The organism is Roseovarius aquimarinus, assembly GCF_043661195.1.
GTDB classification, from domain to species: Bacteria; Pseudomonadota; Alphaproteobacteria; order Rhodobacterales; family Rhodobacteraceae; genus Roseovarius; species Roseovarius aquimarinus.
Map to the genome: position 1 here is coordinate 626,349 of NZ_JBIHMM010000002.1, position 19,597 is coordinate 645,945.

The 19,597-nt window shown below is 63.1% G+C and carries 15 protein-coding genes, 2 pseudogenes and 1 CRISPR repeat array; of the genes and pseudogenes, 5 read left to right on the forward strand and 12 right to left on the reverse strand.

The window, feature by feature from the left end; all coding sequences use genetic code 11:
* Positions 1–94: 94 nt before the first annotated feature.
* Positions 95–1,165, reverse strand: a complete 1,071-nt coding sequence (locus tag ACGRVM_RS10505) for a patatin-like phospholipase family protein (protein ID WP_377170111.1) — start codon at positions 1,163–1,165, stop codon at positions 95–97.
* A 4-nt stretch (positions 1,166–1,169) separates the two neighbouring features.
* Complete coding sequence (locus ACGRVM_RS10510; protein ID WP_377170109.1) at positions 1,170–1,568, reverse strand: DoxX family protein; 399 nt, start codon at positions 1,566–1,568, stop codon at positions 1,170–1,172.
* A 116-nt stretch (positions 1,569–1,684) separates the two neighbouring features.
* Here ACGRVM_RS10510 and ACGRVM_RS10515 point away from each other — a divergent pair, with 116 nt between their 5' ends.
* The 3 genes from ACGRVM_RS10515 (at position 1,685) to ACGRVM_RS10525 (ending at position 4,074) form a co-directional block, all read left to right on the forward strand.
* Entirely contained in the window at positions 1,685–2,617 is a 933-nt protein-coding gene (locus ACGRVM_RS10515; protein ID WP_377170107.1) for a LysR family transcriptional regulator, read from the forward strand.
* A gap of 135 nt (positions 2,618–2,752) precedes the next feature.
* Positions 2,753–3,649 (forward strand): EamA family transporter, encoded by an 897-nt coding sequence (locus tag ACGRVM_RS10520; protein ID WP_377170105.1) that lies wholly within the window; start codon positions 2,753–2,755, stop codon positions 3,647–3,649.
* Entirely contained in the window at positions 3,646–4,074 is a 429-nt protein-coding gene (locus ACGRVM_RS10525; protein WP_377170103.1) for a RidA family protein, read from the forward strand. Before ACGRVM_RS10520 ends, ACGRVM_RS10525 begins: the two co-directional genes overlap by 4 nt.
* A gap of 497 nt (positions 4,075–4,571) precedes the next feature.
* Positions 4,572–7,651: a CRISPR direct-repeat array (repeat unit 32 nt; unit sequence GTTTCGATCCACGCCCCCGCATGGGGGGCGAC).
* A gap of 166 nt (positions 7,652–7,817) precedes the next feature.
* Here the strand turns inward: ACGRVM_RS10525 and cas2 are convergent.
* From cas2 to ACGRVM_RS10560, 7 genes are all read right to left on the reverse strand, one after another.
* The gene (gene cas2, locus ACGRVM_RS10530; protein ID WP_377170101.1) at positions 7,818–8,105 is read right to left on the reverse strand and encodes a CRISPR-associated endonuclease Cas2; all 288 of its coding nucleotides are present in this window, start codon (positions 8,103–8,105) and stop codon (positions 7,818–7,820) included.
* Positions 8,106–9,134, reverse strand: a complete 1,029-nt coding sequence (gene cas1c, locus ACGRVM_RS10535) for a type I-C CRISPR-associated endonuclease Cas1c (RefSeq protein ID WP_377170099.1) — start codon at positions 9,132–9,134, stop codon at positions 8,106–8,108. It lies immediately after the preceding gene.
* A complete protein-coding gene (gene cas4, locus ACGRVM_RS10540; RefSeq protein ID WP_377170097.1) occupies positions 9,131–9,751 on the reverse strand; it encodes a CRISPR-associated protein Cas4 in 621 nt (206 codons plus the stop codon). Before cas4 ends, cas1c begins: the two co-directional genes overlap by 4 nt.
* Positions 9,745–10,656, reverse strand: a complete 912-nt coding sequence (gene cas7c, locus ACGRVM_RS10545) for a type I-C CRISPR-associated protein Cas7/Csd2 (protein WP_377170095.1) — start codon at positions 10,654–10,656, stop codon at positions 9,745–9,747. Before cas7c ends, cas4 begins: the two co-directional genes overlap by 7 nt.
* Positions 10,653–12,431 carry a type I-C CRISPR-associated protein Cas8c/Csd1 gene (gene cas8c, locus ACGRVM_RS10550; RefSeq protein ID WP_394624050.1) on the reverse strand — a complete coding sequence of 593 codons (1,779 nt, stop codon included), beginning with the start codon at positions 12,429–12,431 and terminating at the stop codon, positions 10,653–10,655. Before cas8c ends, cas7c begins: the two co-directional genes overlap by 4 nt.
* On the reverse strand, positions 12,428–13,087 hold the full coding sequence (gene cas5c, locus ACGRVM_RS10555; RefSeq protein ID WP_377170091.1) for a type I-C CRISPR-associated protein Cas5c: 660 nt from the start codon (positions 13,085–13,087) through the stop codon (positions 12,428–12,430). Before cas5c ends, cas8c begins: the two co-directional genes overlap by 4 nt.
* A gap of 96 nt (positions 13,088–13,183) precedes the next feature.
* Complete coding sequence (locus ACGRVM_RS10560; protein WP_377170089.1) at positions 13,184–15,325, reverse strand: CRISPR-associated endonuclease Cas3''; 2,142 nt, start codon at positions 15,323–15,325, stop codon at positions 13,184–13,186.
* Positions 15,326–15,515: 190 nt separating this feature from the next.
* On the opposite strand from ACGRVM_RS10560, the pseudogene ACGRVM_RS10565 reads away from it, so the two are divergent.
* Positions 15,516–16,262: pseudogene (locus tag ACGRVM_RS10565) on the forward strand (IS5 family transposase).
* A 143-nt stretch (positions 16,263–16,405) separates the two neighbouring features.
* Here the strand turns inward: ACGRVM_RS10565 and ACGRVM_RS10570 are convergent.
* The gene (locus ACGRVM_RS10570) at positions 16,406–16,876 is read right to left on the reverse strand and encodes a DUF411 domain-containing protein (RefSeq protein ID WP_394624051.1); all 471 of its coding nucleotides are present in this window, start codon (positions 16,874–16,876) and stop codon (positions 16,406–16,408) included.
* A 32-nt stretch (positions 16,877–16,908) separates the two neighbouring features.
* Complete coding sequence (locus tag ACGRVM_RS10575; protein WP_394624052.1) at positions 16,909–17,898, reverse strand: permease; 990 nt, start codon at positions 17,896–17,898, stop codon at positions 16,909–16,911.
* 438 nt (positions 17,899–18,336) lie between these two features.
* Here ACGRVM_RS10575 and ACGRVM_RS10580 point away from each other — a divergent pair, with 438 nt between their 5' ends.
* Positions 18,337–18,753 (forward strand): MerR family transcriptional regulator, encoded by a 417-nt coding sequence (locus ACGRVM_RS10580; protein ID WP_377173348.1) that lies wholly within the window; start codon positions 18,337–18,339, stop codon positions 18,751–18,753.
* 736 nt (positions 18,754–19,489) lie between these two features.
* Here ACGRVM_RS10580 and ACGRVM_RS10585 read toward each other — a convergent pair.
* Positions 19,490–19,597: pseudogene (locus ACGRVM_RS10585) on the reverse strand (integrase); the annotation flags it as partial.

Genomic DNA, 19,597 nt, shown 5'->3' on the forward strand with positions numbered 1-19,597 from the left:
TCCTCTTCGTCCGGATGGCGTGACGAAGAAGATAACCACCGTCGCCGATACGAAAACGACCCGGAGTGGAACCCTAAGTTACGAAAAAGGAACGTCAGCCATTCTTCCAGGCACGCCCCGCCAGTACGCGGGCACGGCCATATTCGAAAAGCGGCTGCATGTAGTCTTGCGAAAACCGCTCGGTCGCGTTCCATTCGACATCGAAATCAGGGCCGATCGTCGCGACGGCAAAGCGCATGCCCGTCCGCTCGGCATAGCGGCGCGCGATGCCGACCGATTGCGCGGCCTGCGAGCGCACCATGGTCGCGAAGGTCTGTTGCATGATCGAGAAGGACTGGCGGCGCACCGGCTCGGGCGACGGGCGCAGCGTGTTGTTCACGAGGATGTAGAGCGCGCCCCCGCGCATGCCGCCGGACGGGTTCGAGAAGGCCGCCTCGGGTACGGCCAGAAGCGGCATGTGCACGCCGCCATCGACATGCGCCTCGCGCCCCGCGCCGAAATCGAGGCGCACCGGCGGAAAGAGGCCGGGGATCGAGGCCGAGGCGAGCGTGACGGCGCGAAAGAGCTCATGGCGCCCCGCATCCGCGATGGCGCCCATGTCCCAGATGACCGCGCGGCCCGTATCGAGATTGGAGGTGACGACGAAGAGCCGCCTGCCCTTGCGGTATTCCGCGCCGATCCGGTCGATCACCGGATCCGGCAGATGCTTGCGGATGAGGCCCTTCATCGGGAAGGACGAGGCGAGCGAGGCGCCGAGAATACCCGGCAAGCCCTGCACCTCGAGCAGATCCTCGCCGTTGTAGCTCGTGTAGATGCGCCGCAATTCGGGATCGAACTCCGGCCCCAGAAAGGCGAAGGGCGCCATCAGCGCGCCGGTCGAAACACCCGTCACGACATCGAATTCCGGGCGCCCGCCCGCCTCGGACCAGCCGGTCAGCACACCCGCGCCGAAGGCCCCGTCCTCGCCCCCGCCCGAGAGGGCCAGCACCTTGGGCCCGCTCCGCATCCGTCCGAGATCGAGATGCGCGGCCCATGCCTCGGCGGGCGCGTCGGCTCCGATCCGGAAGGACGGCAGCAACGCGGCCTCGATGGCGCGCAGTTTGGGCCGCGCGGAGGAGCACGCTCCGAGGGCGAGCGCTCCGAAAACGAAACCGCGGCGCTTCATGCTGTCACCTCTCGATCATCATCACGGCGCAGAGATACACCATCCCCAGGATGGGGAGAACCGTCCCGCTTCCCGTCAGGGCCTGCATCGCCGCCACGCCCGACATCGCCAGCATCAAGAGCATTGCGCCGATGACGCTCATACGCGGCACCCCGAGAAGAAATCCACCCACGACCTGCGCCGCCCCGACCGCGCGCGGGATCCAGTCGTTCATCGGGGTCAGGTGATCGGGCGCCGCCACGAGCGGCAGTCCGATGAGCTTGGCAGCCCCCGCGAAGAGGAACACCGCCGCGAGGAGGATCCGGATCGCATCGACCGCGCCATGCGTCAGTCGGCGTGCCGATAATGGCGGCACGATCGATGCGCGGCCGTGTCGCGGGGACGGCGTGAAATGTCTGGTCATACAGTTTCCTTCAGGGCTGCGCCGGGGTGAGACGAGACAGTAAGCACTTGACGCCTTCCGCAAAGGCCCCAGTTCGAAATCTGTTGTTCCTTGGGCGGAACGCAGCAGGCCGTAAAATGAGGGAGGGTGCGCGCATGGCGCAGAACGGCAAGCCGGGGCTGGACGATCTGCATCTTTTTCACCTTGTTCAGGAGGCCGGAAGCATCAGCGGCGCCGCGCGGAGGGGCGGCATGTCCAAGGCGACATTGTCCCGCGCGATCGCCCGCCTCGAGGACGTGGCGGGTGCGCCGCTTTTCGACCGCGTCGGCACCGGGCTGCAACTCACGCAATCGGGCGGTGCCCTTCTGGACGCCGCCGGGGCCGCCAGCCGCGTGCTCGCGGAGGCCGAAGAGGTCCTGCGCGCCGCGCATGGGGAGCCGCATGGCGATCTGCGCATCGCGGCCAGCGCGCTTTCGGCGCAGCAACTGCTGGGTCCGGTCGTGGCCGAGATGCACCGCCGCCATCCGGCGGTGCGCACCCATGTGACGGTGACCGGCCTCGGCCCCGATCCCCTGTCGGAAAATCTCGATGTCGTGCTCCGCCTCGGCCGCCCGGACGAGGCGCACCTGATCGCGCGCCGCATCCTCGCCGCGCCGCTTCGGCTATATGTCTCGGCAAGCCGCGAGACACCCCTCGATCTGCGCGACGCCGCAGCCGTCGAGGCCGCCGGGCGCATCGCGGTCGATGTGCCGGGCGTGCCTATCGACTGGGTACTCCACGACAATGCGGGAAAACCCGTGCGCATGGCCGCGCCCCCGATGGCGACCGTCGGCGATCCGACCGTCGCGCTCGGCATTCTCGCTTCCGGGCATGGCGTCGCCTTCCTGCCCTCGCTCTTCGGCGATCCGCTCGTCGCCTCCGGCGAGCTTCTGCGCGCATTGCCCGACCACGAAGGCCCGAAGATCGAGATCTTCGCCTGCTTCCCGCCACGCCGTGCCAGCATTCCGGCTGTCCGCGCCTTCATCGACCTGCTCGCCGATTGCGCCAAGGCCCGTGCCAACGGCGCTTGATGCGCTCACAAATCGTTCCGAAACCGAAACGATAGGTCCCGCAAATGACGGTTCCTAACCGCCGGCGCGACACTATCTTTCGTTGCGACAGCGGGCGCATGGTGCCTCCGCAGACAGCTTCGGAGCGGCCCGCGCATGCACGGCTCGAGTTACATTTTGTCGGTTCTTCTGCTCGCCTCCACCGGCGCGATGCTGGGCGCGACGACCAATCTCGCCAAGATCGCCGGAGATATGGGGCTGGCGCCGCTGGCGTTTCTCGCCTGGTCCATCACCGGTGCGGCTTTGGTGCTGTGCGTGATCGGGGCCGTGCGCGGAAGACTGCCCGCGATCAATCGCCGGACGATCGAGTATTTCGTCGTCGCGGCATTCGTGACCGTGGCCGGATCGAACCTCATCTTCTTCTCCGCCGTGCCGCATGTCGGTGCGTCCTTCGTCGCGCTCTCCATCGCATTCCCGCCCTTGCTGACCTATCTCGGCGCGCTCGCCTTGGAGATCGAGCGGTTCGCCGGGGTGCGCGCGGCGGGTGTGGCTTTCGCCCTCATGGGCGCCGCACTGCTCGCGGCCTTTCAACTGGTCCTGCCCGATGCGAACCCGTTCTGGCTGCTGCTGACCCTGCTCGGCCCGGTGCTGCTCGCGATCGGCAATCTCTACCGCACCCTGCGCTGGCCGCCGGGGGAGAGCCCCGAAGCCCTCGCGCCCGGAATGCTCCTCGCCGCGGCGGCGATGCTCATGGCGATGGGCGCGCTGCCCGGCTTCGAACTCGGCCTGCCGAGTGGCGGGATCGTCTATGCGCTGACCCTGCTCCAGGCTGGCCTTTTCGCAGGCCAGTTCCTGCTGCTCTTCGCGCTCCAGAAGCATGGCGGGCCAGTGCTGCTCAGCCTGCTCGGCTCGGTCGCGGCGATCTTCGCCGTGCCCGTCGCCATATTCCTCTTGAACGAAGCGCCCCCCGAGGGCCTCGGCTATGCCGCACCGCTCATCGCGCTTGGCGTCGCCCTGGTCACCTGGGGCGGCGCGAGAAAGGAGACATCATGACCAAGTCCGAAGGCAGAATGGACATGCGGCCCTCGGGCCTCAGAATCCTCAATCCCGACACGATGTTCGATCCGGCCCCGATGGGATTCTCGCAAATGGCGATCATCCCCGCGGGCGCGCGCACGGTCCATGTCGCTGGCCAGACGGGCGGCGCGCACAAGGGCGATTTCGCCAACCAATGCCGCACCGCGCTCGGCTCCATCGACACCGCGATGCGCGCGGCGGGAGGCACGCTCCTCGATGTGGCGAAGCTCACGGTCTACATCGTCGATCACGACAAGACGAAGCACTCCGAACTCATCACCGCCGTCGGCGCCGCCTTTGGAAGCCGCCTCGTCCCTACATGCACAATCGTCCCGCTCAGCCAATCGGGCACGAGCCGGGACCAACTGGTCGAGATCGAAGCGGTGGGGGTGATTGTTTGATGCCTGGCCGATGGCCGCGCGGCTTACGCATTGGGTGCTCGGCTTCGGTCTGCTTGGCGTTTTTGGCTGATTTGGTTGCGGGAGCTCGATTTAAACATTGTTGGTCAGAGATAAGCAATAGCCGGATCATGCGTTGAAGGATTGGGGTGTTTCGAGTGCGCAGCAACTGACCTATCACCTAAAATGCCGGAGGTTTTACCTACACCTTCAATTTGAAACAACCTTTTTACCTGAAACTCGAGGATATCGTTCAGCTCGTCGAACTCGATCGGATCGACCTCGACGTGGGCGAAACGGTTTCGGCTCAGTTTTGAGATCCGCAAAGCCCAGCCAGCGCAGTGAAGGACAATGTTCGTTTAAAGGTCCATAGACCAAAGTGCTGAATTTCTTTTCGTCGACCCTCGGCAAATCGATGGAAATGGCTCCTGTCACGTTTCGATCCTTGCAATGCATCTGGGCGACCTTGCCCTTCCGGCGCCCTGAAAACACCTCTTCGAGTTTCGATCCACGCCCCCGCATGGGTGGCGACGCACGCCCGCCGAGGAGCGCCTGTCGTGGCCCGTGTTTCGATCCACGCCCCCGCATGGGGGGCGACACCTCGCCCATTTCCAGGAGGCGATTGGACAGTTGTTTCGATCCACGCCCCCGCATGGGGGGCGACCTCTAAAATGTGCCAACGTCCAATCAAGCAGGAAGTTTCGATCCACGCCCCCGCATGGGGGGCGACTTGTAAATGCTGGGAACAATCGTTTCGACATTGCTGTTTCGATCCACGCCCCCGCATGGGGGGCGACTGTTCGTGCCGGCGCAAGCCATCGACGCCATCAAGTTTCGATCCACGCCCCCGCATGGGGGGCGACTGGTGGATCGCCACGGCACCGTCCACCCGACCATGTTTCGATCCACGCCCCCGCATGGGGGGCGACACTGGCATTCGGCAAGCGCATCGCAAGCGCCGATGTTTCGATCCACGCCCCCGCATGGGGGGCGACGGATGGCGCGATTTGGATTGTTGCGCTCTACTTTGGTTTCGATCCACGCCCCCGCATGGGGGGCGACCTTGCGCCGGAATGCGACGCTGCGGATCACAGCGGTTTCGATCCACGCCCCCGCATGGGGGGCGACGGCGTGACGGCGACAATGCGCCCGAACGCCTCCTGTTTCGATCCACGCCCCCGCATGGGGGGCGACGTCAGTAATTGCATACAGGATCAAGTTGGACACGTTTCGATCCACGCCCCCGCATGGGGGGCGATGCGGTGTGCTGAGCGCGGGGAGCCATTACTGACCCGTTTCGATCCACGCCCCCGCATGGGGGGCGACCGCGCAGGGCGTTGGCGACTTCGCGCATCGTGTAGTTTCGATCCACGCCCCCGCATGGGGGGCGACATGCGGCCCGCGTCAGGTAGTGGTCCGATGCCATGTTTCGATCCACGCCCCCGCATGGGGGGCGACCGGGGGCTTCCCCTCCTCTTTCGGAGACCATCCATGTTTCGATCCACGCCCCCGCATGGGGGGCGACGCCCGCGTCATGCAATACTAATTTCGAGATTCCTACGTTTCGATCCACGCCCCCGCATGGGGGGCGACAAGACCTCGCGCGCGGCACGTTGGGCGAGACGTGGTTTCGATCCACGCCCCCGCATGGGGGGCGACCGGCGCTGCCCGACATGGTGCCAGAGTTGGTGTGGTTTCGATCCACGCCCCCGCATGGGGGGCGACGCGCCGTTGCGTGGCGTGTCCTGCGCGATGACGGAGTTTCGATCCACGCCCCCGCATGGGGGGCGACCCCCGGAGCTCCCCGACGACGCCCGCCATGTCTGGTTTCGATCCACGCCCCCGCATGGGGGGCGACAACATCATTTCGATGATATCGGTTTACACGAAAACGTTTCGATCCACGCCCCCGCATGGGGGGCGACGATGCCCGCGCTGATGCCGCCGCCCGCGCCAAAGTTTCGATCCACGCCCCCGCATGGGGGGCGACGAGGCGCTGGGTCTGCCTTATGCGGCCATGCTTCTGTTTCGATCCACGCCCCCGCATGGGGGGCGACGGCCCGACGCGCGCGGCGGTGTCTGACGAGGAGGTGTTTCGATCCACGCCCCCGCATGGGGGGCGACTCACGGCCCGGATCGACGCCGACAAGCGGCTGCGTGTTTCGATCCACGCCCCCGCATGGGGGGCGACCGGCGGTTGACGTGGCAGTGATGATGAACCTGCTGTTTCGATCCACGCCCCCGCATGGGGGGCGACATTGGCTGGCTGGCACGCGGGGCATGTCTGCCGAGGTTTCGATCCACGCCCCCGCATGGGGGGCGACTGGCATCCTCAAGTGGTGGATGGACGAGCGGCAGGTTTCGATCCACGCCCCCGCATGGGGGGCGACTTCCCGGAGCAAAAGCAGGCGCGCAAGGCGCTGTGGTTTCGATCCACGCCCCCGCATGGGGGGCGACCCATGACCGCACAGGGCTGGAGGGAGGCGGGCGTGTTTCGATCCACGCCCCCGCATGGGGGGCGACTGCGTTTTTCCATGATGGGTTCCCTTAGTTAAAGTTTCGATCCACGCCCCCGCATGGGGGGCGACGGGAGGGCCTTGTTACGTCCGCTGGCGCAATCCCCGTTTCGATCCACGCCCCCGCATGGGGGGCGACCGTGGATCAAGGCGTTTCTGTCCGCCAACCCCAAGTTTCGATCCACGCCCCCGCATGGGGGGCGACTCGGGCCGTCATAGTCGCTCAGGCTTTTGCTGGTGTTTCGATCCACGCCCCCGCATGGGGGGCGACAACTGCACACCGGCATCGTGCGCGTCCAATCTCTTGTTTCGATCCACGCCCCCGCATGGGGGGCGACGCTTTTGCGGCTTCATCCTCGGTCATGCCGATAAGTTTCGATCCACGCCCCCGCATGGGGGGCGACCCCTCACCACCGCCCTGCGCGGCGCGAGCGACGCGGTTTCGATCCACGCCCCCGCATGGGGGGCGACTTGGTAGTCTGGCCCGATAAATGCCGCCCGTGTTGTTTCGATCCACGCCCCCGCATGGGGGGCGACCCTTCGGGCGACCTTCCGGCTCACCAAGCAAGGTGTTTCGATCCACGCCCCCGCATGGGGGGCGACATCACGGAAAAGGCCGCTTTCGTCCAAAACGTAGTTTCGATCCACGCCCCCGCATGGGGGGCGACTCGAACAGCGCCGTGACGTTCGTAAGGTTGAATTGTTTCGATCCACGCCCCCGCATGGGGGGCGACAGGATCTGCGCCGCCGTCATATACTGCCGCAACAGTTTCGATCCACGCCCCCGCATGGGGGGCGACCAGCGCCTCGTCATGCAGGACCTGTGCCTCGCTGTTTCGATCCACGCCCCCGCATGGGGGGCGACACGGGCCGTCATAGTCGCTCAGGCTTTTGCCGGTGTTTCGATCCACGCCCCCGCATGGGGGGCGACGAAGCCTTGCCGCCCTACAGGGTCCGCACCGCCCTGTTTCGATCCACGCCCCCGCATGGGGGGCGACCTTGGGTTCTTCGCGGCAAGGACGAAAACGACGAGTTTCGATCCACGCCCCCGCATGGGGGGCGACGGCCAACGCATAGCATATTGAAAGGCAAAGTAGAAAAGCGGCTCGTTTGCGAACCATGATGACTTGGTGAAGAAAACTGTGCGTGAACTGATGCGAGAGCGGTCAAAGCGTCAATATTGTTGAGGCGCGAACCTCTGGGGACGAGAGCGGGCGCTTGGGGTTCGCATTACACCAGCAAGAGGCCATCCGGATCTTCAGAAGGTTTGGCGCCAATATGTTCGACACGCCTGCGCCATTCCCGCCCTAGGAAATAGAACCGCAGGCTATCAATCTCGATATCAATCGCCTCGACAAGGCGCGCGCGCATTGAAGTCCATAGCGCCGGATCCACGTCACACTCGAAAACCGAGAACTGAACCCTCTGTCCGTGATCTTCGCAGATGCGTGCCACGCGCCGCAACCTTTTTGCACCGCCGGGCCCGCTCGCGACATCGTAAGTGACCAGAACCAGCATCTACCAAACCCAAGCCGGATAGGCGTCCAGATCATCGCGCAGATAGCGTGCCAGCAATTGCGCCTGGATCTGGGGCACCAGGCCGAGCGCCATGCGTTCATCCAGCCAAGCATGGCGCAGCTCCACGCGTTTGCGGTCATGATATGCCTGCAAGACCGTCCGTCGGCCATCCTCAGTCAGCAGGACGGCACCCGTTTCCTGCCTGTCGAAATCACGCCGGGACAATTGCCGCTGATTGATCAGCGACAGCGCGACGCGGTCGGCGAGCGGTGCGCGCAACTCTTCCATCAGATCCAGCGCCAAGGACATCCGCCCCGGCCGGTCGCGGTGCAAAAATCCCATTTGGGGATCCAAGCCATGCGCCTCGCAGGCCGCGCGTGTGTCCAATGCCAGCAGTGCGTAGAGAAAAGACAGGACGGCATTCGTCGCATCAAGCGGCGGGCGGCGGTTGCGACCGGCGAAAACGAACTGTGGATCGTCGACACGGATCAGATGATTGAACACCGACCAGTAGGCATGCCCCGCCTCGCCTTCGTGCCCGCGCAGTGCATCGAGATCCGGCGCCTCAAGCGCATGCCGGGCTGCATCCGCAAGCCGTCTTTGGGCCAGCTCGACCGCCTCCGATCCCGGTTGATTACCGTAATCGCGCAGATGCCGTCGCAGCACGGCACGCTGGTTGGCGACCTTGGCGGCCACGATGGCGCATGCGACGGGAAGCGCCGCCGATGGATCGGTTGTGCATCGATGCTGGGCACGCCGCAAAAGGACATTTCCAGATTGCGGACCCTCGATCCGCGCCATCAGCTTGCCGGAATAGCCCATCCAGGCCATCGAAATGCCGGAAGCCGCCGCGAAATGCATCACGTCGGGCGAGGCCGAGGTTTCCCCGAACAGCACGATCTGCCCGAGCAGATGCGCCGGACTGCGCTTGACGACACGGCCATCGATCTCGACCGCGATGGTCTCACCATCTTTGCGCAGTCGGGCGCCTTCGGTCGTGACATAAAGCGTGTTGAGCAGACGTTTCATTCCGGAACCCCCGCCCGCGCCAGCCGCCGCGCCATCCAGTTCTTTGCGTCGCGGGACGCCTGCGGGCGACAAAGCGCGTAGAGCGAGCAGCTTTCGCAGCGGCCCGGATCGTAAATGGGCACGGGCAGTGTGCCGGCCGCCATCGCGGCGCTTGCCTCTATTGCTACCCGTTCTGTCAACATGCGTAATTCAGGATCGAAAGCCACGACCTGCCGCCGCCGCCGCGCCCCGTAGAACAGCGCGCCCTCAGGCACATTCTGGCCCGTCATCTCCTCAAGACAGATCGCTTGTGCGCAAAGCTGCACCTCGTCGGCACGGTGCGCCTTGGGACGGCCGCGCTTGTACTCTACTGGAAAGGGTACAGACCCATGCATTTCCACTACATCAGCCACTCCATGCAGGCTCAGCCGGCCCGATACCACGTGAACCGAGCGCAGCACGCGCATGCCTTCGCGGCTTTCAGCAATTCCCTCGTCAGCGCGATCGTGCAGAACGCGGCCCTCGGCGGTCAGGCGGTTTTCCTCCCACAGCCGCTCGACATGGATGAGCGCACATTGACGGGGACAGAAAAGCCAGTGCTGCAGGGCCGAAAGCGGTAAGCTGTCGTCGCCTACCAAGGCTGAACCAGCGTTACCCCCTCGGGAAGGTCGGTCTGATCAATCTCGACCCGGTAATCCGAAAAGGCACGGGCGGGTGGCCAGTTGTGGCAGCGCGGATCGCCCACCGGGAGCGCGTCGCCGCCCTGAACCCGCGACACCGTGATCCTATCAAACAGCCGGTGCGCCTGCGCGTTGCCCAAGTCGCTTTCATGTTTAAAGACGATCAGCTTGCGCGCGGCCATCATGCCCCGAGCGGCCGAACGATCCAGATCCAACATGTCGCGTAACCCGGTCCAGAGCAGGTCTAGGTCGCCCTCGGAAAACCCGGTGCGCTGCGCCAGCTTGGCGTTGACGAAGCCATGCACACGGTAGAGCCCGTAGGGCACCACAGCCTTGCGGCCCATCGTCCGCTCCTTATCGCGGTCCTTTTCATTGGTGACGGAGGAACGGGTGATCGACACTTCCAGCGGCATAATCGGTTCTTCGGAGCGGGCGAAAGTCAGTTGGACCGGCCCGCGTACCTGTCCTGCGTTGACGCCAGTGGACATCACCGCACCAAAGGTGCGGATGTCCCAAAAATTCGCGCACATCCAATCAGTCAGTGCGTGTGCCTCCTCGTCCTTTTTGGGCAGTTTTGAACGGTCCTTGCCGTTCTGCTCGGGCTTCACCGCCTCCCACGCTTCGTCATGCGCCTCGTTCAAGACCGCGCGTTCCGTGAAATAGATTCGGTGCGGCGCCGCATTGTCATGAACGGCAGCAACGTAATTGCGTAGCTTGCGCTTGATCGAGACGTCCGACATCAACCCCTGGTTCGTCTCGGGGTCCATTCGCGGCATGTTTCCCGCGTCGGGATCACCGTTGGGGTTGCCGTTCTCTACATCGAGGAACAACACGAAATCGTAGCGGTTGGTCAGGCCGGTCATTCGGCACCTCCTTCGGAGTCGGTATCATCAATAAGTGCTTCGGCTGCATCCTCGGCCTTGGTGTAGAAGGCCGATATCTGGTGGTAGAAGCCGATGAAAAACCGGCCTTGCGCCTCCAACGGCAGAGTAGCGGGCATGTCTCCGTTCAACCTGTCGATAATCCCGGCCACGGCGCGATCGGCCTTGATGCCCGCGCCGGCCTTCTGGCCGCCGGCCTTGCGCAGGGAGGCAAGGTTATGTTCGTAGCCGCGCATCAGCACCGGGAACACCCGTGCAGGGGTGGCCGAGGCCGCGCCAATGTACTTCTGACGCAGGCCTGCACCCCTCTCCTGATAACTTTTCTCGGCATACACATACGCTCCGAAAAGTCGCCCCAGCAGATAGGCTGCATCCTGCGCCTCTTGGTCCAGCGCCATCGGCACCTCCTGTTGATGATTGCGCCGCAATATCGCGGCTATGGTTGCGGCCCGTCGGCCATCCACGTTGCCATGTCGGGCGCGATCCGGCTCACCCTCCACTCGGATGCGGCGCATCAGGGCGGCAAGCCAGGTTGCAGGGTAGCGACCGCCGGTTAGGACAGCGCGCATCAGATCGCCGCCGAGACCGGCGGGAATGTTGCCGGCATCGTGCTGCGGCGCCACATCATAGAGCAGAGCCCAGAGCTTGGGCGGCAACTCCACCCCTCCCTTGATAAAAGGTGAGGGTTCGATGGTCATATCTTCCCAGAAACGCGTGACCGCAACCGCGAAATTCCCTAGCGTGCCGGGATGCCAATAGCGCACCGCCAGCCGGGCCGCATTGGGCGCGAGTCCAAGTATGAACAGCCGCGCCTCGGGGTCGAGCTTTTCCTCTTCCCGTGCAGAGCCTGACGCAACCGCTTGGACGCGGGCGCGCAACTCGCGCTCCGCTGCTTCATCATCGGTCCCCGAGATCATCGCATTAAGGGTCCATTCCGCCTCGGGCTGGTCGGCCCAGAACACCACTGTATCGCCGCCGATCCGCAGCGTGTTCCCTGACCCTCTCGCAAGAAGCGCGTTCAGCGCCGTGCCATAGGCGAAAGCCGCCGCTTCGGACACCGGCGCGTTGTCGCCCTGCTTCTTGCCATGGGAGGTCTCGGCATCGTTGTTGAAAGAGACCAGCGAGGCGCCCGACGATTGCGCGCCCATCACGCCCTTGATCGAGGGGTGCAGCCGCGCGACCGGGCCGGCACGCCCTGACACAAGGCACATTGTCCCGCCTGCAGCTGCCTGACCCAATAACGCTTGTGCTGCCGGGAGATCGTGCAGGAACGGGCCATCTTCCAGACGAAAGACGATATTCTGATCGACCAAGATGGCGGCGTCGGGGAACTCCGCAAAGCGATCCGGCGTCCACGCCTCGCAAAAGCGTTTCAGCGCGACCAAAGCTGACTCGGTCTGGCCTTCGGTAAGGCTCAAATGCGCTGTCTTGAATGCCTCATGTTCGGCTTCGGTGCGCCTGCCCTCCCCCGGCCCTTCCGGCGTTTCGGTAACGCCAAGGACATAGGCAGTTTTATCCCAGAAGGTGTTGGGCTTCACGCCTGCCGTTCGCTTGATCGCAGCGGGCACGGACATGCTGCGCGCCTGCATCTTGCCCTTTGCGTCCGGCGTCATCAGCGAGCGTATTTCCCTCACCGCCCCATCTTCTGCCAGCACGACCACGCCGCCGATCTTCTCGGTTGAGAAGCCCGGCCGTGGCCAGCCCTTTTCCACAGCCCGCGCATCATAAAGCGCGGCCAGCTCCTGCAAGATCGTCACGTCATGCGCCCCTCGGCCAGACAGCGCGCGACGTCGATCACACCGTCCTCCATTCGCGCGCGGTAAAAGATCGATGCGCGGTCATTGGCATAGTCGATGTCGTGAAGCATCCAGCCCAGATCGCGGGTTTCGGCTATGGCATCAGGAAACGCCTCGACCAGCTCGAAATCTGCCGGAAATTCGCGCACGCCAAGACTGGGTTGGTGGAAACACTGCCCCTTGGTCGCGCGGCGGCGGAACATATCGGCATGTTTGCCGGCATTATCCCCCGGCCCCGCCTTCGGTGTCATTTCGAAATGGGCCTCAATCCCGTAGGCCACATCAGCGAGGCATAGCATCGCGCGCTGTTGGCGGTCTTCGTCCACCGCCAGCGCCAGCCCACCCAGATCGCCCGCATTCATCGCCGAGCGCGCCTTGCCCGCCGGTATTTTCGAGGCCACTTCGTTGCGCCGGATCGTCTCGAAACGGATCGGTCGCAGCACATGGATGCGGTCGATGACCCAGCGGATCGCCGGTTTCCAATGAATGGCTTCAAGAATTCCGCGCGCCGCCGAGGGGGTAATCACATCGTAGGACACCCGCTCGACTTTCATTTCGGGCCGGGTGAAGCAGGCATTGCGACCCTTTATCACAAGTTTGATGCCGGGAGCTGCCATGATGGAGAGATACTTTCCAAACAGGATATTTGGCCGAACGATTGCCGATAAAGGCACACCCGTCAACAACCTTGACGATTGTAACGTCGATTGCGCTCACGCGATGCCACCCGGATCACCAAGGCCGCTCAGCCCAGCGCACGCGTCATAAAGATCGCTCGTTTGCAGTGTTGCGAATTGCTCACCGAAACGGTCCTGGCTCCACCAGGCGATGTGGCCCTCCTCCCAAAGCGTCTCCCACAACCCCCACGGCACATTGACTGAATGGTGCTGTACCCTCTTGGCAACGGCACCGGCCGAGCCAAAGCGCAGGTCTTCCAGCGCATCGCGCGGCACGCCCCACGCGCCGTCGCAGATGATCACATTTCGCTGTTTCTCCGAGATCATCCGAAACGCTGCCTCGATCTGCTCGTAGGGGCAATCCGCACCACATGCACGGATGGCCGCCAGCAGTCCCGCTGTTCCGTTCACCTCCGCAGCGTCCAACGCATCCGCGCCATAAGTGCCCCACAAGCGCCTGAAATACGAAGCGACCGCATCCTCTCCGATTGGATCGTCATGCGCCTCTGCGAGCACCTCCCGACCGATGGCGGCGAATTGTTCGACCGCAGGCGGCGCTGAATGTTCGGAGCGAAAAACCTCCACCAAACCTCGATCCAGCTTGCCTTCTCGGTTACAGCGCCCCGCCGCCTGGGCGATTGAATCGATGCCAGCCGCCGCCCTGAGCACCAGCGGGAAATCCACGTCGACCCCCGCCTCGATCAGCGAGGTCGAAACAAGCCGCGCCGGCCCGTTGTTTTTGAGCCGCTCGCGGACCTCGGCAAGCACTGCGCGGCGATGCGCGGGCACCATCAACGTTGACAGATGCGCTGCCCCCGGCGCATCGCGGATCGCATCAAAAAGCGCACGCGCCTGCGTCCGGTTGTCGACGATGCATAGTGCCTGAGCGGACACTTGCAGGCGATCCGCCAGCGCGACATCGTCCATTGCGCCCACATCACGCACTTCTACACGTTTGAGAGCGTCAAAAAGCGCAGCCGGGTCCGGCGCGATCTCGCGACCGCCCTCGAGCGCCTCGTCGGCGAGAAATCCTCCCGCGCGGGTCAGGGCCGGCTGCGTGGCCGTGGACAGCACCACGGTGGCGCCGTAGGCTTCCATCAGCTCGCGCAATGCGGCAAGACAGGGGCGTAACAGCGCCAGCGGCATCGTCTGCGCCTCGTCGAGAACGATGACCGCCTGCGCGAGACTGGGAAGCTTGCGGCAGCGTTTCTTGCGCGCGGCGTGCAAGCTCTCGAAAAACTGCACGGCCGTGGTGACGACGACCGGTACATCCCAAGACGCCCCCATGACGCGAAGCTGTTCGGCTTCGCCCTCGTCCTCGCCGTCCCAATCGGCGTTGGAGTGATGCTCCAGCACGGCATCCGGCCCCAGCACATCGCGGAACACGTCCGCTGTCTGTTCGATGATCGACATGTAGGGGATGACGAAAATCAGCCGCCTCATCCTATGGGCGCGCGCGTGGTTCAGACCAAACCCCATAGAGCTCAGCGTCTTGCCGCCGCCAGTGGGCACGGTCAGGGTGAAAAGGCCGGGCGCATGGGACCCCATGCTGCATGCATGCTCCAGCACGCGGCGTCGAAGATTGTTGACCGGCCCCGTGCCACCCAGACCGGCCATATACGCATCGAAAGAAGCAAGCATGGCTGGCGTGATTTCTCCGGGCATGCGGTCGAGCTCGCCGGCGTAGAATGCCGCTGTTTCGCGGTCATCCGCATCGCACAGCGCACCGTAAAGCATTCTTGTCAGAAATTGCAGCCGATAAGGAGCCTGCCGCTTGTCGGCCGCGATCCGTGCGGGCCAGTTCCACTCGGGCAAACGGCACCAGTCCGGCAGCGGTATAGCTTCGGCCCCTTCGATCCGCGCGCGCAGCCGGTCGGGATCGGGCAACCGGCCATGATGTCCTGCGATCGCCGCGGCGAGCGGCCGCCCAAGACCCTTCCAAAGCAGTTTCGCGCCCTCACCCGAGTGGGACACATCGTTGACCTCTCCGTTCAGCTTTCTTTGGAACCCAGGCTTTATCTTCCCCAGATCATGGAGCAGACCAAGCATCGCAGCCATGTCTCCAGCTCCGAAAACCTCCGCTCGCCTCCGCGCGCCTTCGGCCACCCTCAGAGAATGCGCTTCGAGGGTTTCCCAGTCAGTTTTGGAACGGTTTTCAAGAGAATGCGCATAAATCATACCGAAGCTTGTCCAAAATTTTGTGTTTATCTAAATGAATTATAAGGAGGTGGAGCATTCTCGTTACCGACAACTGACCTGTTCATCCGGAAAGTTTTCAATTTGAGGTTCGCTTGTTCTCCGACTTAGGCTCTGGATCCATTGATTTCAGTCTCTCTGCGTGCTTCACGACTCCGAAACGAGCGATTTTATGTCTGATCTTTTCTGGTTGAGCGATGCGCAAATTATTCGTCTGGAGCCCTATACAAAAGTCTCACGGCAGGACACGCGTTGATGACCGGAGGGTTCTAAGCGGGTTCATATTTATCAATCGCAATGGCTTACGCTGGCGCGATGCACCTACGGGATACGGTCCGTAAAAGACGCTCTACAACCGATGGAAGCGGTGAAGCGATAAGGGGTCTTTGCTGGGATAATGGCCGGCTTGGCTGCCGAAAACCGCGAAAAGAAGACGATTATGATCGGCGCGACTTACCTAAAGGCACACCGGACCGCTACCTGCATGGGGGTGAAAAAGGGGGAGGCGCTGACGCCTGATCGGGCGCACCAGGGATGCATTAACACTAAGCTGCATGCGGTCTGCGTCAGCCAAGGCCGACCTCTCAGCTTGTTCATCACCGCCGGTCAGATGAGCGATCACATCGGAGCGAGGGCCACGCTACGCAGCCCGCCCAGGATCGACTGGCTGCCTGGGGACCGCAGCTATGACGCCGATTGGTTCAGAGAAGGGTTGGAAGACAAAGGGGTACGCGCCTGCATCCCCGGCCGGAAGCAACGCAAGGCGGCCGTGAAATACGACAAGCGGCGATACAAATGTCGCAGCCGGATCGAGATCATGTTCGGAAGACTGCAGGACTGGCGACGTGTACCGACACGCTACGACCGATGTCCAAAGGCCTTCCTCTCAGCAATCGCACTCGCCGCAACCCTCATCTAATGGCTCTGACTCCAGAGCCCAACACACCCCGGAACACGGCCCACGAATGCGATGCCGTGCTGGATCGTCCGAGCATTGTCACGATTACGAATGCCCATACCCGGACCGATACCTGCATCGCGCAACCGAGCGAGATGAAAAGCTCAGGCGGCGTGGTAGCTCGAGAATACTTCGGTGCTTCCGTCGCGGCGGATCAGGAACACGTCATAAGCCTCGCGCTGGTCCTCGGGCCCCATGCCGGGAGAGCCGTAAGGCATTCCCGGCACGGCAAGGCCGATCGCGTCGGGCCGCTGAGCTAGGAGCCTGCGTATATCTGCGGGCGGCACATGTCCTTCGATGACATAACCTTCGATCTCGCCGGTATGGCAGGACATCATCGCGTCCGGAATGCCCGCATCGATCTTGTGGCGGGTCAGAAGCGTGCCGAAGCTGTTTTCGGTCGACACGTCGAAGCCGTCGGCGCTCAGAATTTCAACCCACGCCCCGCAGCAGCCGCAATTGCGGTCCTTGAGCACGTGGATCTTGGGCACCGCCCCGGCAAGGCCGACATGCGGCGCGACAGCCGCGAAGCTCGCGGCTCCGATGAGCAGGTTGCGGCGGTTCAGGTTCGGCATGATCGTCCCTCCATTTCAAACGGTCTGCACTCTCATCCCGCCGCGTTCAAGGCCCAGCCGATCACAAGCACTTGAGGCACAGTCAGCAGCGGCAGGAGGAGCGCCGCCTTCAGGCGTCCCGTGACTTCTCGCAGGACCAGCATCTCGGTGTAGTCTGTCGCCACGCCCGCCATCAGGAAGGTAAAGGCATTGCCCGGCGCGGCCGCGCGCGTCATCAGGTCGGCGGCGATCGGCACCGACCCTTCCGAGCAGACCTCGATGATCGTCGCGGCAAGAAGCGTGGTGAAGAGACCAAGAAGCGTCGCACCGAACCATGTCTCGAAAATCTCGGTCGGCACCGTCGCCTGAATCAGCGCCGCGAGCACCACCCCGAACAAGAGCCAGCGCAGGACCATGCGGCTCGCCGTGACAGAGCGGCGCGCGATATCCCGCAGCAGATCTAATTCATACCGGGTAGCGCGCAGACCAGCTTTCGCCTCGCGCCAGACATGGAAATCCGCCGGCAGATCCACGCGGTTCGGATTGGGCTTCACCTTCCCCTTGCGCTCCAAGGCTTCGACAGCGAGGCCGGTGACGAACGCGACGACCAGAGAGCCCACAAGAAAGACCGCCATCCATCCCCAGCCCATCAGCACCCCGATGATGATGGTCAGCGAGAGCGAATTCCACGGCGAGGCGATGAGAAAAGCGAAGACCTGTCCGAGGCTCGCTCCGCGCTCGTAAAGCTTGGCACCGACCATCAGCACGCCATGATTGCACAGATCGAGCAGCACCCCGGCCAGCACCGCGCGCACGAGGCTGATCGCGCCCTGATCGCGACCGATGATGCCGATGACGAATTGCCGGGGCACACGGTCGATCAGGCCGACGGCAAGCATGCCGATAAGGATGCCCCACCACATCAGGTTCATCATCTCCTGCACGCCATGGGTGAAAGCCCCTAGGCCGAGGGACGCGTCATGCGGCAGGAGGAACGCCGCTAGATAAGAGACGAGAATGATGGAGCCCGAGCCCCAGAGCATCCAGTCGAAGCGCCGCCAAAGCGGTGCGGTCTCGCTCGACGATGGACCACAGCAAGACACCGCCGTCTGCCCACCTCCGCCGCAACAGGCGGACGCGGTCCGCGGCGGCGGACTTTCCGGCAGAACGAACGTGTCCACGTCGCAGGATCGTGTTCCAGTCTTGGCGCAGCTATCGCTCATGTCGTTCTCTCCAGTCACGACTCGGCATATGCGCCCTCTAGCCGCTGTAGGTTCAATAGGGTTTCGAAAGTTTTTCCGAACCGGTTTCCTGTTGACGGCACGCCGTATCGCAGGATCGAATTCGGCGGCGCTTGGATTGCGGCTGAAAATAGAGAAAATCAGCATGAAGCTCTCTAGGCGAGCGCACCAAGCCGTATGTATCTCTTGTGAACTCCCACCCAAAAACCTACATCGACTGTAGCAATCAGGAGGCTTCCCATGCTTTCTATCGGCACGCTTGCCCAGCGAACCGGCACCAAGGTGCAGACCATCCGATACTACGAGCAGATCGGCCTCTTGCCCGAACCGGGCCGGACGGCAGGCGGTCAGCGCCGCTATGACGACGGCGATCTCGACCGCCTCTCCTTCATTCGCCACGCGCGCCAACTAGGCTTCACGCTCGACGCGATCCGTGAATTGCTGGATCTATCGGACAACCCCAACCAGTCCTGCGCAGATATCGACCGTATCGCGCATCGCCAACTCAAGGAGGTCGAAGCGCGCATCGTCCGGCTCGAGGCATTGCGAATGGAACTGAAGCGCATGCTGGGCGAATGCCGCCATGACACGGTCGCGGATTGCCGCGTCCTTGAGGTGCTGAGCGATCACGCCGCCTGCCTGACCGATCACCCTTAGAGCGAATGGGATCGGAGGGATGATAGCGGCCTGCCGATGCGCTTCGTCACTTGGGCTTGTTACGGCGATGGCTCGAAGCGAGAGTTTCATTTGAAATGAAAATTCGTCAGTTCCGTAAACTAAACTGGGCGCCTCGCGAGAACCGAACGCTCACGCCTCTCTTCTTTGCCGGATGATGTCGATGGCCGGAGCCAAGCGGCGCCCGCCATCTCGCGCTTTGTCAGAATGTCCGCGTCACCGAGACCTTGAACGTCAGGCCCGGCGCCTGCCGTGTGGGCGAGGACAGGTGCCCGACATAGGCCTCATCCAGCAGGTTCTCGATGCCGAACCGCACCACCTTATCCTCGAGCCACCCTTGATCCGGCTGCCAGATGCCGCGCAGATTCGGCGGAAACCGGTCATTCGCTGCTGAAGCGAGATCACCAGAGCACAGGGTGGGAAGCGGACACTCATTGGCGAGTGATTATTTGGCTGTCAGGCTCAGCCTTCTTTACGGATGGGTCAACTCAGGTTGATGCGTCAGGCAATTTTCTTTAGCTTCAAGGTTGTATTGATTTTTTTGTTCGGCTTCACGGGTGGGGAATGAGCGACGGACTTCAGTTCGAACACGTTTGCGGTCACAAGGATGCAGCGGTGCTCGACATTGTCTTCATCCATGGCATTACGGGGGACCCTAAGGAATCCTGGACGAATTCCGACGGCAACTTTGGGCCGTCCGTGTAGACGGCCCAGTCGTTTAGATTTCGATAGCTTCGGCGATAGCCAGTGCATCTTCAAGTTCAACGCCGAGGTATCTGACAGTGCTGTCCATCTTTGTATGCCCCAACAGAAGTTGGACCGCCCG

Coding starts and splice junctions, on each gene's coding strand:
- ACGRVM_RS10505 (WP_377170111.1), bottom strand. CDS start 1,165: ATGAAGCGCCGCGGTTTCGTTTTCGGAGCGCTCGCCCTCGGAGCGTGC.
- ACGRVM_RS10510 (WP_377170109.1), bottom strand. CDS start 1,568: ATGACCAGACATTTCACGCCGTCCCCGCGACACGGCCGCGCATCGATC.
- ACGRVM_RS10515 (WP_377170107.1), top strand. CDS start 1,685: ATGAGGGAGGGTGCGCGCATGGCGCAGAACGGCAAGCCGGGGCTGGAC.
- ACGRVM_RS10520 (WP_377170105.1), top strand. CDS start 2,753: ATGCACGGCTCGAGTTACATTTTGTCGGTTCTTCTGCTCGCCTCCACC.
- ACGRVM_RS10525 (WP_377170103.1), top strand. CDS start 3,646: ATGACCAAGTCCGAAGGCAGAATGGACATGCGGCCCTCGGGCCTCAGA.
- cas2 (WP_377170101.1), bottom strand. CDS start 8,105: ATGCTGGTTCTGGTCACTTACGATGTCGCGAGCGGGCCCGGCGGTGCA.
- cas1c (WP_377170099.1), bottom strand. CDS start 9,134: ATGAAACGTCTGCTCAACACGCTTTATGTCACGACCGAAGGCGCCCGA.
- cas7c (WP_377170095.1), bottom strand. CDS start 10,656: ATGACCGGCCTGACCAACCGCTACGATTTCGTGTTGTTCCTCGATGTA.
- cas5c (WP_377170091.1), bottom strand. CDS start 13,087: ATGGCAGCTCCCGGCATCAAACTTGTGATAAAGGGTCGCAATGCCTGC.
- ACGRVM_RS10560 (WP_377170089.1), bottom strand. CDS start 15,325: ATGATTTATGCGCATTCTCTTGAAAACCGTTCCAAAACTGACTGGGAA.
- ACGRVM_RS10570 (WP_394624051.1), bottom strand. CDS start 16,876: ATGCCGAACCTGAACCGCCGCAACCTGCTCATCGGAGCCGCGAGCTTC.
- ACGRVM_RS10575 (WP_394624052.1), bottom strand. CDS start 17,898: ATGCTCTGGGGCTCGGGCTCCATCATTCTCGTCTCTTATCTAGCGGCG.
- ACGRVM_RS10580 (WP_377173348.1), top strand. CDS start 18,337: ATGCTTTCTATCGGCACGCTTGCCCAGCGAACCGGCACCAAGGTGCAG.